Origin of the sequence: Flavivirga aquatica, from assembly GCF_001747085.1 — a bacterium.
Lineage (GTDB): Bacteria > Bacteroidota > Bacteroidia > Flavobacteriales > Flavobacteriaceae > Algibacter_C > Algibacter_C aquatica.
In genome coordinates this window covers 78,207-92,588 of record NZ_MDJD01000014.1, presented here as the reverse complement: position 1 = coordinate 92,588, position 14,382 = coordinate 78,207, and the positions used below count along the sequence as shown (strand labels likewise).

Below are 14,382 nucleotides of genomic sequence, written 5' to 3'. Positions count from 1 at the left end.
TAGAGTCTCATAGCTCAGCTGGTTAGAGCGCTACACTGATAATGTAGAGGTCGGCAGTTCGAGTCTGCCTGAGACTACTAAAAAAAAGAGGAAATTCTAGAACTGAGAATTCTAAATTCACATTAAGGATTCTAAACGAAGAATTACAATGGGGGATTAGCTCAGCTGGCTAGAGCGCCTGCCTTGCACGCAGGAGGTCATCGGTTCGACTCCGATATTCTCCACGATTCCATATAAGGAAAGAAGTTCATTGACATATTGAAAAAAGATACATAAAAATTTAAGATTAGATTGATCTAATAATAAATAATATAAAGGATTAATTAGAATCACGAGCGATTTCTAATTAATCACAGATAGTTTATATAAGATTTTTATATAAATTATAGTAACTCATTAAAAAAGCAAAAAGTACAATAAGCTAAATAAGGGCGTATGGGGAATGCCTAGGCTCTCAGAGGCGAAGAAGGACGTGATAAGCTGCGAAAAGCTGCGGGGATCAGCACACATGATTAGATCCGCAGATATCCGAATGGGGCAACCCGGCATATTGAAGATATGTCACCTAGTAATAGGAGCAAACCCGGAGAACTGAAACATCTAAGTACCCGGAGGAGAAGAAAACAAAAGTGATTCCGTTAGTAGTGGCGAGCGAACGCGGATTAGCCCAAACCATTATTGTTACGGCAATAGTGGGGTTGTAGGACCACGATATTTGAAGCACAATGAATTAGAATACTTTGGAAAAAGTAACAATATAGGGTGATAGTCCCGTATAAGTAAAGCGTGTGAATCTAGTGTAATCCTGAGTAGTGCGGGACACGAGTAATCCTGTATGAAACAGTCGGGACCATCCGATAAGGCTAAATACTCCTGAGAGACCGATAGTGAACTAGTACCGTGAGGGAAAGGTGAAAAGAACCCTGAATAAGGGAGTGAAATAGAACCTGAAACCATACGCTTACAAGCGGTCGGAGCGGACTAGATCTGTGACGGCGTGCCTTTTGCATAATGAGCCTACGAGTTACCGTTGCTAGCAAGGTTAAGTGATTAAGTCACGGATCCGTAGCGAAAGCGAGTCTGAATAGGGCGCTTAGTTAGTAGTGGTAGACGCGAAACCGTGTGATCTACCCATGGGCAGGTTGAAGCTGTAGTAACATACAGTGGAGGACCGAACGGATATACGTTGAAAAGTGTTCCGATGACCTGTGGGTAGGGGTGAAAGGCCAATCAAACTCGGAAATAGCTCGTACTCCCCGAAATGCATTTAGGTGCAGCGTTGATTAATAGTTTTATAGAGGTAGAGCTACTGATTGGATGCGGGGGCTTCACCGCCTACCAATTCCTGACAAACTCCGAATGCTATAAAATGTTTATCAGCAGTGAGGGCATGGGTGCTAAGGTCCATGTCCGAGAGGGAAAGAACCCAGACCATCAGCTAAGGTCCCCAAATATATGTTAAGTTGAAATAACGCGGTTGAACTGCTTTGACAGCTAGGATGTTGGCTTGGAAGCAGCCATTCATTTAAAGAGTGCGTAACAGCTCACTAGTCGAGCGGTTCGGCATGGATAATAATCGGGCATAAACATATTACCGAAGCTATGGACAATTAATTGTGGTAGGGGAGCATTGTAGTGTCGTCGAAGGATTACTGTGAGGTATTCTGGAGAATCTACAAAAGAAAATGTAGGCATAAGTAACGATAATGCGGGCGAGAAACCCGCACACCGAAAGACTAAGGTTTCCTCAGCTATGCTAATCAGCTGAGGGTTAGTCGGGACCTAACGCGAACCCGAAAGGGGTAGTGGATGGCCAACAGGTTAATATTCCTGTACCTGCTCACACTAAAAGTGACGGAGGCGTAAATTTGGTGCGTACTGACGGAATAGTACGTTGAAGGGAGTAGTAATACCCCGATAGTACACTGCGACTTCGGTCAAGGTGATAATCCAGAGAAGCGACTTCCAAGAAAAGCGAGTGAAGCAGCCCGTACCCTAAACCGACACAGGTAGTTGGGATGAGAATTCTAAGGTGCTCGAGAGATTCATGGCTAAGGAATTAGGCAAAATAGACTCGTAACTTCGGGAGAAGAGTCGCCACCCTTTGGGGTGGCCGCAGTGAAAAGGTCCAGGCGACTGTTTATCAAAAACACAGGGCTATGCTAAATTGAAAGATGACGTATATGGCCTGACACCTGCCCGGTGCTGGAAGGTTAAGTGGAGGGTTTAGCTTTTAGCGAAGATCTGAAATGAAGCCCCAGTAAACGGCGGCCGTAACTATAACGGTCCTAAGGTAGCGAAATTCCTTGTCGGGTAAGTTCCGACCTGCACGAATGGTGCAACGATCTGGACACTGTCTCAGCCATGAGCTCGGTGAAATTGTAGTATCGGTGAAGATGCCGATTACCCGCTGTGGGACGAAAAGACCCCGTGCACCTTTACTATAGCTTAGTATTGGTTTTGGATAAGTAATGTGTAGGATAGGTGGGAGACTTTGAAGTGGCGTCGCTAGGCGTTGTGGAGTCATTGTTGAAATACCACCCTTTGCTTATCTAGAGTCTAACCTTCAAATGAAGGGACAGTGCTTGGTGGGTAGTTTGACTGGGGTGGTCGCCTCCAAAAGAGTAACGGAGGCTTCTAAAGGTTCCCTCAGCACGGTTGGTAATCGTGCGTAGAGTGCAATGGCATAAGGGAGCTTGACTGAGAGACCTACAAGTCGATCAGGTACGAAAGTAGAGCATAGTGATCCGGTGGTTCCGCATGGAAGGGCCATCGCTCAAAGGATAAAAGGTACGCCGGGGATAACAGGCTGATCTCCCCCAAGAGCTCATATCGACGGGGGGGTTTGGCACCTCGATGTCGGCTCGTCACATCCTGGGGCTGGAGAAGGTCCCAAGGGTTGGGCTGTTCGCCCATTAAAGTGGCACGCGAGCTGGGTTCAGAACGTCGTGAGACAGTTCGGTCTCTATCTACAGTGGGCGTTAGAAATTTGAGTGGATCTGACTCTAGTACGAGAGGACCGAGTTGGACTAACCTCTGGTGTATCTGTTGTTGCGCCAGCAGCATTGCAGAGTAGCTACGTTGGGAAGGGATAAGCGCTGAAAGCATATAAGCGCGAAACCCACCACAAGATGAGATTTCTTTAAAGGGTCGTGGGAGATTACCACGTTGATAGGCTATAGGTGTAAAGGCAGTAATGTCATAGCCGAGTAGTACTAATAACCCATAGGCTTATTGTACGCCTGTTTTTTTAAAAGTTTACAAAAAGTTATATTATAAAATTTTTAAGTATGTCACCTACGGGTGTTTTTCAATATGTTAAGATATTTGTTCATCGTAAAGATGAACGCTGTAGTGATAAGTTAATCACTTATTACCATAGCTATAACTTAAGGTGGTTATAGCGATGGGGCTCACCTCTTACCATTCCGAACAGAGAAGTTAAGCCCATTAGCGCCGATGGTACTGCATTTGTGGGAGAGTAGGTCGTTGCCTTTTTTGATACTGATATTAACTCAGTGTTTAATTAATCCTCAACATTTCTTTGTTGAGGATTTTTTTTTGTCATTGTTTTAAAATAATTATACAAATTTTGGATAAAGCCCAATTGTTGTGTTTAGGCAAATATTCTGGTAAGTCTAATTAGAAAGAATTATACAGTTTTGACTCCTCTGAATTGAGCTCTAAAGGCTTTTATTTTGGCATTGAAAGATTCTGCGGAAGCATTTGTAGTTCTATTGATGAAATAGTTTAAGATTGATCTGTAGTTTATAGTTATCGTATTAGCGTTGGTGTTGAATGCCTTGAATCGAGTTTGTTATACATCTTTATACCAGTGCGCTAGTTTAGTATAGGCAGCCTGGATAGAGATCGCTGTTATGACTTATAATATTAATTATTCTAATATTTCTTCAATAAGTAATGAGCTAATTCTATATTCAGAATCTAATCTTTTTTTGCCCAAAAATAACATTCTCCGTAAGTTTTATACTTGATTGAGAAAGAGTATTTGATATGAACTAAAAAATGACCAAACCTTTTTGTAATTCTATACGATTAAAGATATTAAACCTTATGATTTATACTCTCTAGTACTAGGCTAATTATAAAAAGCGAAGCTTTAGTTATTAATTAGGGACAGAAACTCTTTATGTTAATTTCTTTCAAGTCAATATTTTGAATTTTAAGCTTTTTATAGGGATGAATTAACCATCTGTTACTTAATTCATTTGTTCTAATATTTAAATATTTTACGAATCTTTCTTAAAATTGATAAAGAAGTGAATTTTAACATTTAAGATTGTTTAAGTTTTATTAAGCATACATCTTTTAAATTCTCTTCAATAAAGTATGATTTAACTTACATTTTATGAATTATCGAAAGTTAGATTATATGAAATAAGTTGTACAATTTAGTCTATATATAAAATTTTTTGCGCTTATTTTTCTGTACTTATTATTTTTTGAGCAGGATAAATGAATATTTCGTAGAACTTTCAAATTAATTGCCACACTAGAAACGAATATCTAATTTTGGCAAAAAATTAAGATTGTTAAAAAATTAACATTAAGCTAGTTTCAATATTAATTATAAGATATACAAATTGAGTTTAGTGTATTAGAGAAATAAAGAAATCAAATAAAAAACCAAATTATTTATTATGAATCAAAAACCTGTTAAACAAATTTGCCTTCTATTTTTATTTTTTAGTTGGTTTGGATACTCTCAATCCATAGACAATTCAAATTTGAGAGATTTTTTAAAAAAGCATGTCTCGATAGAGGGATTTGTTAATTATGAAAAATTAGTAAGAAACAAAGAAGACCTTCAAATTATTGTGGATGGGTTTTCTAAAGTTACTCCTAATAGTTCTTGGTCTTTAAACGAGTTAAAGGCTTATTGGATTAATGTTTATAACATTAATGTTTTAAAATTACTATCTGGTTATTATCCACTAAAATCTATTAAATATATAGATGAGCCTTTTAAAGTTGAATTTATAAATGTTAATGGAATAATGGTTTCTTTAGAATATCTTGAAACAGTTATTATAAAAGAAATGGGAGACCCAAGAATGTATTTTGCATTGAATAACACATGTGTATCGTCACCAAAATTAAATAGAGCTCCATATATTGCTGAATCTATCGATTCAGAATTAGAGAATTCTGCTAAGAATTTTGTGAATGATACCAGTAAAAACTACTTTTCAAAAACTGCAGACGAAGCTACATTATCACCTTTGTTTGAATGGCATTCCTCAGAGTTTATTGGAGATTATGAGTTAATTTCTTTTATAAATAAATACTCAGAAACAAAAAAAATATCAACTACAACTAAAATAAGCTATTCAAGCTTTGATTGGAATTTAAACAAAGAAAACTTTTAAATTTTTTTTATTAAAAAATAAATTAATTATGAAAATACAATTAACAATCTTGTCTTTGCTTTTTGGTCTAATGACATTTGCGCAAACGACAATAAAGGGTAAGACAATTAGTAAAGATGGAACTCCTTTATATGGGGTTGACATTCATGTTAATAATGCAAGAATGGCTTCATCTGATTTTACAGGAGAATTTTCTATAGAATATAATGGGTCATACCCTGTTGAAATGAAATTTACTTATTATGAGTTTATCACACTTTCAAAGACTCTATTTACACCTACAGATGGTAAGAATTTGTTAGTACAAATGATAAAAGAGAAAGTAACAGATTTAACACAAGAAGTAGTTTCTGCATCTAGAAGTGTAGAGAAAAAAATAGAAACGCCAGTAACTATTGAGACGTTTTCGGAGAAGAAAATTAAAAATGGAGCAAGTGCTAATTTTTATGATGAATTAGTAAATGTTAAAGAAACTCAATTAAATACTACTAACTTTATCAATAAATCTTTAAATACACGTGGTTTTGGTCAATCGGTAAATACACGTTTTTTACAATTGGCTGATGGAGCAGAGTCTACAATTCCTGTTTTTAATGCTTCTATGGGTAATTTGTTAGGAGTAAATCAATTAGATATAGAAAGTGTTGAGATTCTTCCAGGAGCTTCGTCTGCTCTTTATGGGGCGAATGCTTTTAATGGAATTATGTTTATGAATAGCATTAGTCCTTTTAAAAAATCAGGAGTTTCTGCGTATTATAAACATGGCTATACAAATCAAGAATTAGCTGGAAATAATGATTTTAATGATCTAGGAGCACGTATAGCTGCTAAACTTAGTGAAAAAGTAGCATTGAAGCTTAATTTAAGTTATTTTCAAGGAACAGATTGGATGGCTAATGATTACACAGATAACAGTTCTGTAACTAGAGAAGGGTTATCTACTACTCAATTCTTTAATGGTGTAAATATTTATGGAGATGAAATTGCTAGAAATAGTAATGCTGCTGGTGGAGTTGTAAGTCGTACAGGTTATACAGATATTGAATTAAATGATGGGAAACTTGAAAATTTTAATGGTGATTTTTCTTTTCATTTTAAACCAACAGAAGATGCTGAAATTATACTTAAACAAAAAATGGCTTTAGCAACGACTGCATTAACAAGTTCTGATTCTAGAATAGCTTTAAAAGATTTATTAGTACTTCAAACAAGTTTAGCATTTACGACTAAAAATTTAACTTTTAGATCTTATTATACTGCTAATGATGCGGGTGATTCTTATGATATGATTAGAACAGCTATTAATGTTAATAAAGCTGCTAAAAATAACCCTAATTGGTATAATGATTTTAATGCATCACTTGCTTTTTTAAGAAGAAACAACCCTACTTTTGAAGATGAGCAATTATTGCTTATGGCGCGTGAGTTTGCAAATTATAGTACTGTTGAAGGTTTTACTGGTAATCTTCCTACTAGTTCTGGAGGAGTGCCACGTTTCGATTTTGGAACAGAGGAATTTGAAACAGCTTTTAATGACGTTATATCAGATACAGATTTAACTACAGGTTCTAAATTAATAGATAAATCTCATACTATTCAAAGTGATGTCAATTACAACTTTCAAGATATAATAAAATTTGCTGAGATACAACTAGGTGGGACATATAAAAATTATGTTTTAGATTCTGAAGGAACCGTTTTTAATGATGCAGATCGTGATATTAATTATAATACTTTTGGTGCATATGGACAGATTCAAAAGAAATTATTTGACGAGCGTTTAAAATTATCTGGTTCTATTCGATATGATAAATTAACTGATTTAGATGGAAGTTTTTCACCTAGATTATCAGTCAATTATACTATAGGGAAAGAAAGAAGACAAAATTTAAGAGCTTCATTTCAAACAGGTTTTAGAAATCCAACTTCACAAGATTTATACAATGGTGCAAATTATGGGTTTATTACATTAGTAGGTTCAGCTAAAGATAATTTAGAGAATTATTCTAATGAAATTCTTTATAGAGACCGTAATGTTTTTGGAACAGATCAAAAAACTGTTAACATTACTGGAGATTATATCTACAACAGTTCATTTACTTTAGGTTCTGTACAAAATTTCCTTGATGTTTTTGATGCAAATAATAATCCTCAAGCTGCAATTGATTTACTTGAAATTGAAAAAATTGAAGCTGTAAAATCAGAAAAAGTAGAATCAATAGAATTAGGATATAGAGCGAAAGTTGGTAAATTCTCGTTTGATTTTAATGGATATTACAATAAATACACAGATTTTATTTATACTAAGAAAGTAATAACACCATATTTTATAGAGACTAATGTAACTCCTGAGCTAGGAGGTATTGGAGCAGCTCTTCTTGGTCAAAGATTTTTAACTCACCAAGTATATACAAATGCAAATGTTCCTGTTGAAACAGCAGGTGCAGGTGTTGGTATTGAAGTTAGTTTAAGAAAATTTCATATTAATGGAGCATATAATTACACTAAATTATTTGACTATAATGAAGAAGTTGATTCAGATTTCGTACCTCAGTTTAATACACCAGAACATTATGCTAAGTTAACTTTTGGATCAGAAAAATTATTTGGTAACTTTGGATTTAACACTAAAGTTAGATGGAACTCAGAATATGAGTGGGTATCTCCTTTTGCAAGTGATACTATTACTAGTGAATTAGTATTAGATGCTCAATTTAGCTATGGTATTCCTGCTATTAAGTCATTAATTAAAGTTGGAGCTAATAACTTATTTGGTGAAGAGTACATCCAAGTTATTGGATCAGGGAAATTAGGTCAAAGTTATTTTGTATCGTTAACTTATAATCCATAAGAATAAGTAAACACTTAGTTTTTATAAAGAAACTTGGTGAGAAAGATTAAAATAATAATCTTAATTAAAACGTCTAAAAGCAATTTTAGACGTTTTTTTATTTCAATAAGATTCTTTAGCTAAAGAAAAAGTATTAGTATATTGCTAAAAGAATTCTTTAGAATTTGTTGTTAGGGTAAAATATAAAAATTTTAAAAAGCAAGGTTTCCTTAAATGGTAACTTTATACAGAAAAACACCTTAAGACTTGCGTCATAGATATCTAATATTCTAAGTTTTTATTTAATTGGTTTAAAAATATAGGGGAATTAGTATAAAATTGAATTAGGTATTTTTTAATACTAAAACTTAAAAGGCTTTTTTAGTTATTATGGTTTTAATTAATCTTTCTATTTTAATTAAGAATATAATATAAAAAATACACCTATCATTATACCCAATAGAGGAATTAGTTTTTTGCGTTTATTCTTTTCTTTAAAAACAATCCCCCCTATAATAACAGCAATTAATATTTGGCTTCGTTTTATAGCGGATAATAGCATGATTAATGCTTCAGGGGCTTGTAGGGCTTTAAAGTAGAAATAATCGGCTGTTAGTAGTAAAAGGCCAACAGCAGGAATTGACCAACGCCATTTAAACTCTTTTCGTTTTTCAGCATTAGGAAACCATGTTATTGATAGTATAATTAATAAAATTAAGATGGTATACCAAGAAAACCAAAATTGTAAGGTTTGAGGATTCAATTGCAAGTTTTGAATTAAAAATTTATCATATAAACCACTAGAGGCTCCCAAAAATGTAGCACAAATAATAGCGAATATCCATTTGTTTTTTTTAAAGTTAATACCTTCCTTCTTTCCTATTTTAGAGTATAAAAATACAGAGAAAAGAATAAGAAAAAAACCTGTCCACTGCAAAAAGGTTGGCTTTTCTTGATAAATGAGAATAGCACCAATAAAAGTAAAAAATGGACCTGCAGAACGAATAGGGGTTACAATGGTTATGGGTAAATACTTTAATGCTTGGTATGCTAGAGTCCAAGAGGCTGCCATAATCATTGATTTTATAAAGACAAATCCATGAATTTTCCACGAAATGGGTGTAATATAAAAACCTATTTCTTTGGTGTATTCAGGAAAATATAATGATCCTATAGAAAAAGGAACAAGTAATAGAAACCCAGAGGTGATAGTGCCTAAAAGTACAGGAAACACCTCATTTCCTTGTACTGCATGTTTTTACATATATTATGTAATCCTAAAAATAACGCTGCTAAAAGCCCCAAATACATCCACATGGCGCGAAGATAGTTTTTTACATTGAAGCTTAGGGAATTTTTAGAGTTGAAAAACATTAACTATTTAACAAATCACTAAGTTTTATTGAAGTACTATGGTAGGGCTCTAAAATTAGTTTTTTAAATAGTTAAAGGAAATTAGTTATCATTAATAAAGTTGTTTATTATAGCTATGCATATGCGATATTTGGTATAAAATAAAAAATCCCCTAAGATGTATTTATACATTATAGAGGATTTTTTTACCAAAAATAAAAACTACTGCTGGTGACCGCAGTAAATAGCAGATTGATTTAATGTTTCTAAAAGTTCTTCGTTAGTCTCTACAGTAAGTGTTGTATTATCTCCTCCTAATAAATTTATAGGGTAATCGATACTTAATTCTCCAACATTAGAATTGAAAATATTTATTAAATCTTCATCATTTTCAATAGTTGTAGTTACTATTTCTTCAGATTGGATATTAAAACGATCAATTTTTAAGGGGTATATAAAGTTTAAACAGTCATTGTTATTTACATCTTTATCTAGTTTACAATCTTCAAAATAATTTATCATCTGTTCTCTTCCATTAGCAAGGGCTGTTGTATTAGCAGGTGATGTGAATTCTACTGAAGTTATAAAAAGATTATCTGTAGTATATGATGTCTGGTTTATTTGATTGAATGATGATAATCGATTTTCTATTGTACTCATACCTTCACTCAATGATGTTTTTACACTTTGAAATGCATAAACAACTTCACCATCATCATTTGCGAGGTGAAAAGTGATATCACCACTACAGTTAAAATTTATTTCTGGTAGCGTGACTATACCAAGGCTAGGAGGAAAGAAAGTTAATTTTCCGTTTAATTCACAATTTTTAAAGTAGTCTTTAATCTCTTCTTTTACGAAGATCGTTATTCTTGCTAAATTATCAAAGATTAAAACAGATTCTATTACAAAGTCTTCATCTGTAAATAGCACATTAGTAGTATCAAAAGCAAGGTTTTTGAAATTTGTGTATGCTGTATCCCAATCTGATTTTGATGTAGGTATTAGATAGTCATTTTCATCTTTAAAATAATCGCCTTGGTAATTAAGAAAATACCCAGTTACGAATGTGGATTCACATTCAAAATTAATGAGGTTAAAATCGTTAATTGAAGAAGCAGTAGCTAAAATTTTGTCGGCTAGCTCTGTAGAAATTTTTTGTTTTTCAGAAATAATGTCAGTTCCAGAACCAGATTCATCTGATGAACAAGATTGTAAAATAATTGTAACTATAAGTGATAGATATACTATTTTTGAAATTTTTCTCATAATACATTTTATATGTTAGACTGTAATTAAAACGGTTGAAGGAATAAATACCGTCTGAATTTTCTTTTTTTTTTTAAAAATCAATATTAATAGATAGATTTGGGGTAAATTCTAGCCCATATTTGTCTAAAACCTCTACTGCTGTTCTATCTTCTGTTAATGTATAATATCTGCTAAGTATATTTTTTTTGTCCCCAATATTTATCATACCTAGTGTTAGTTTATAGTTGCCATACTTTGAAAGATTAAAATTGTAACTAAGTGTAGCATCAAATCGTAGGTAATTTGATAAGCGTTCATTATTAGGGGTATTATAATTTATGATATTAAAAACCCCTTCTTTTATTGGTGTTTCTTTATTTACAGAGGTGAATGGTTTACCAGAATTATATTCCATTCCAACTGAAAAGTTAAAAGCTTTATGTTTTAAATTAACACCAGTAATAATGCTATTTCTTATATCATTGTTATTATAAAATACTTGAGGATAAAGGTCTTTAAATTTATATTTATTAATGCTATAGTTATAACTTATCCAGGTATTTAAGTTTTTACTTTTATAGTTATAATGACATGTGATACCATGGATAACATATTTACCAAAGTGATTGCCAAATTGATTTAAATTTTGAAATCCTTGATTGTTAGTTGTTATACCGTCTACACTTTTGTGATAAAAACTAGTGTTAAACATGTTTTTTTTGTTTTTTAAAGCAAAAGATAATTCTAACTGATTACTTTTTTGCAATGGAGCAATAGTATTATTAGCCATATTCCATCTCCTTTTTTCAATACCTAAAAAATTGTTTTCTAAATCGATTACTTGAGAAATATTTTGAGTTTTTCTTTCCCCTCTAATTTGAATATCAAACTTTGGTAGAGCTGTGAATGTAAAATGAAAGCGTGGTTCTATTTGAAAGGATTTTAAAAACTCGTAATATGTGTTTCGTAAATCTAAACCAGTATGTATTTTGTTTTCATAATAATTTATACCTCCAAAGAAACTATAAATAACACTACGTTGTTTTAAATTAGAGCTATAAAGTAAGTTGAAATTAGTGGTATTATTTTCAATAATTAAATACTCATAGGCCAAACCTGATGAATAACTGAATCCAGATTTTCTATGGCTCGACTTATATTTAAAAACAGATTCATAATTTTCTATACTATTATTTTCAAAACTAGAGATGTCTCTTGATAATAAAAAATTACCGCCATCTAGTGTGTATTTTGAGTAGTTGAGTATCGTTTGTATTTTATCATTATTTGAAAAAACATGCTCCCAGTTTATACCAAACGCACTATTTTCTTGCATTAATTGGCTTTTTTTAGAATTGGTATTTAGGGCATTTGTTTCTATATAAGATAAATTATTTTTCAAGTATATACCGTTAACATTTAATATATTAGACTTATTTGGTTGATAACTATATTGTAATTGAACATCATGAAACTTAAATTCATCTTCGCTCATAACATTATTGTTTTCTGCAATACTTGGTGTTTTTACAAGAGAAGATTGAAGTACTTTTTTTGAATATTTTAAATATGTGGGGGATTCCCAAAATTCTGTAAACGACTTTCTTGTAGAAAACTGTAACCCAGATTTTTTTGTAATAGGTATTTTTGCATAAGCATCTGCACTTAAAAAGTTAACACCAATACCTGCTTTAACTTTTTTAGACAAGGTATTATCATGATCTAGGCTAATAACACCACTTGTATTGTTGCCGTACTCTGCTGGTGTTGCATTATCATATAGCCTAATAGTAGAAATCAGATTTTCATTAAAGGCAGAGATAAGTCCGAAAAAGTGATGGTTTTGATATACTTTAATATTATTCCATACAAATAAGTTTTGATCTTGAGTACCTCCTTTAATTATTAAATCTGAAATAGATTCGCTATTACTAACAACTTGTGGTAAATTTTCTAGGTTTTTAATAACATCATGAGAAGTCAAACCAGCCAAAGCATCTACTTCTTTAGATTTTATATAAAAGTGACCGCCTTTGCTTTTGTATGTTCCATTTGTGAAAAATGAATAAATAAATAATTCATCTAAATTTTGAATTGTTTTTTGGAGGTATATTTTATTATTTGTTAATGAATCTATATTTATAGTTAGTTGATTGTAGTTTAAATGTGAGGTGGTTATTGTTTTAGGGGGGAGATTATTAAAATGTAATTCTCCCTTATCATTAGTAATCCAAGCTTTTTTAGATAAGGTATCATTAACTAATAAGTTATATATTGGAGTTTCATCGTCAAAATCCAAAAACACTAAATCATCTAACTTAAACTTACTTATTACTATTTTTGTATCAGTCACCATTGTGAAATTTAAATTAAATTTTTTTTCTAAATAAGAAATGTGCATTTTTAAAGAAGCTGTTTCATCAAAAGAATTGTCTTGAATAAACTTGTTTTTTAATAATCCAGACTCATAATTAAATGTTACTTTAAAATTTGTTTCAATTCGTTTTAAGTAAGATTCAAGATGTGTTTTACGTTTTTGAGAAAAGCTTGAAATGGAAAATAATACAATAAGAAAAGTATAAAGCGAGTGTTTGCTTACTGTCATTTTTTTGGTCTCAAATAAATATGTTTATCTTCAATACTATAATTTAAGTTTAAAGATTTACAAAGCACTGTTATTACAGTTTCCAATGGGTCTGAATAGTCATAACTACCCGTATATTCTAACTGCTTTTTATTTATGCCTTTTTCTAAAACAACTTCAACATTGTATTGTATACTAATATCCGTAATAACCTCATCAATGGGTGTGTTACGAAATATAGATTTATTTTCAATCCAATTTGGTTTTGTAATGCTTTTTTTACGTTTATTTAATAGTTTGGAATTAAAAAAATCGTTAGCTTTTAAAATGGTTTTTTTTCCTTTATGTATTACAGAAACAGTGCCTTCATAACAATGTACTTCAAAAAAATTATCACGTTGTTTTACATTAAACTTTGTACCTAAAACGGCTACTATACCTTGTGGTGTTTTTACTGTAAATGTTTTTCCTTTTGCAACCTCAAAATAGGCTTCTCCATTCAATTCTATATCTCTGGATTTGTTCCAATCTTTATTGTGAGATATTTCAGATTTTGCATTTAACCATACGGTCGATGCATCAGGTAATGAAAACTGAATAGATTGTCCTGAAATTGTAGCATATTCTATTTGATTTATTGAATTGAAATAGAATATTGATACAGAAATCAGTAGTAGAATTGATGCTGCAATTGATGCTGGTAACCATTTTTTATACAAAGGAATTACCTTTGTATTGTTTTTAGATACTTTAGATTTATTAGTATTTATTTTTTCTAATATTAAATCTTCATTAAAAGGAATAGCCTTAGTATTTTCGAATAGCTCTAAAACCTCTTGATGCTTTTTATATTCAAGAGAGTTTTTAAACTTTTTTTCTTCTTCCGAAGACAATTCAAAACTTAAATACTTGTCAATATTATTATTTTTTGTATTTTCCATATTGCGTGTCTTATATCTGTAACGATTTAAGTG

5 protein-coding genes, 2 tRNA genes, 2 rRNA genes and 2 pseudogenes are annotated in these 14,382 nt (G+C 32.0%); 6 read left to right on the top strand and 5 right to left on the bottom strand.

Translation table 11 applies throughout. From position 1 onward, the window contains the following. Positions 1-3: 3 nt before the first annotated feature. The 4 genes from A8C32_RS04380 to rrf all read left to right on the top strand — a co-directional run bounded on the left by A8C32_RS04380 (position 4) and on the right by rrf (position 3,498). A tRNA-Ile gene (locus A8C32_RS04380) sits at positions 4-77 on the top strand. A gap of 73 nt (positions 78-150) precedes the next feature. Continuing rightward, positions 151-224 (top strand) — tRNA-Ala (locus A8C32_RS04375). 190 nt (positions 225-414) lie between these two features. Then, a 23S ribosomal RNA gene (locus A8C32_RS04370) occupies positions 415-3,239 on the top strand. Positions 3,240-3,390: 151 nt separating this feature from the next. Further along, a 5S ribosomal RNA gene (rrf, locus tag A8C32_RS04365) occupies positions 3,391-3,498 on the top strand. A gap of 154 nt (positions 3,499-3,652) precedes the next feature. On the opposite strand, the pseudogene A8C32_RS21015 reads toward rrf, so the two are convergent. After that, positions 3,653-3,802, bottom strand: a pseudogene (locus A8C32_RS21015) (transposase); the annotation flags it as partial. An 859-nt stretch (positions 3,803-4,661) separates the two neighbouring features. Here A8C32_RS21015 and A8C32_RS04360 point away from each other — a divergent pair. After that, positions 4,662-5,390 (top strand): DUF547 domain-containing protein, encoded by a 729-nt coding sequence (locus tag A8C32_RS04360; RefSeq protein WP_083253247.1) that lies wholly within the window; start codon positions 4,662-4,664, stop codon positions 5,388-5,390. Positions 5,391-5,418: 28 nt separating this feature from the next. After that, entirely contained in the window at positions 5,419-8,241 is a 2,823-nt protein-coding gene (locus tag A8C32_RS04355) for a TonB-dependent receptor domain-containing protein (RefSeq protein WP_069829237.1), read from the top strand. Between the two features lie 397 nt (positions 8,242-8,638). On the opposite strand, the pseudogene A8C32_RS04350 reads toward A8C32_RS04355, so the two are convergent. The 4 genes and pseudogenes from A8C32_RS04350 to A8C32_RS04335 all read right to left on the bottom strand — a co-directional run bounded on the left by A8C32_RS04350 (position 8,639) and on the right by A8C32_RS04335 (position 14,349). Then, positions 8,639-9,537, bottom strand: a pseudogene (locus A8C32_RS04350) (EamA family transporter). 258 nt (positions 9,538-9,795) lie between these two features. Further along, positions 9,796-10,842, bottom strand: a complete 1,047-nt coding sequence (locus A8C32_RS04345) for a hypothetical protein (protein WP_069829236.1) — start codon at positions 10,840-10,842, stop codon at positions 9,796-9,798. A gap of 73 nt (positions 10,843-10,915) precedes the next feature. Then, positions 10,916-13,429: a TonB-dependent receptor plug domain-containing protein gene (locus tag A8C32_RS04340; protein WP_069829235.1), complete on the bottom strand. Its 2,514-nt coding sequence runs from the start codon at positions 13,427-13,429 to the stop codon at positions 10,916-10,918. After that, positions 13,426-14,349, bottom strand: coding sequence for a FecR family protein (locus tag A8C32_RS04335; protein ID WP_069829234.1), 924 nt, complete (start codon positions 14,347-14,349; stop codon positions 13,426-13,428). Before A8C32_RS04335 ends, A8C32_RS04340 begins: the two co-directional genes overlap by 4 nt. Between the last annotated feature and the right edge of the window lie 33 nt (positions 14,350-14,382).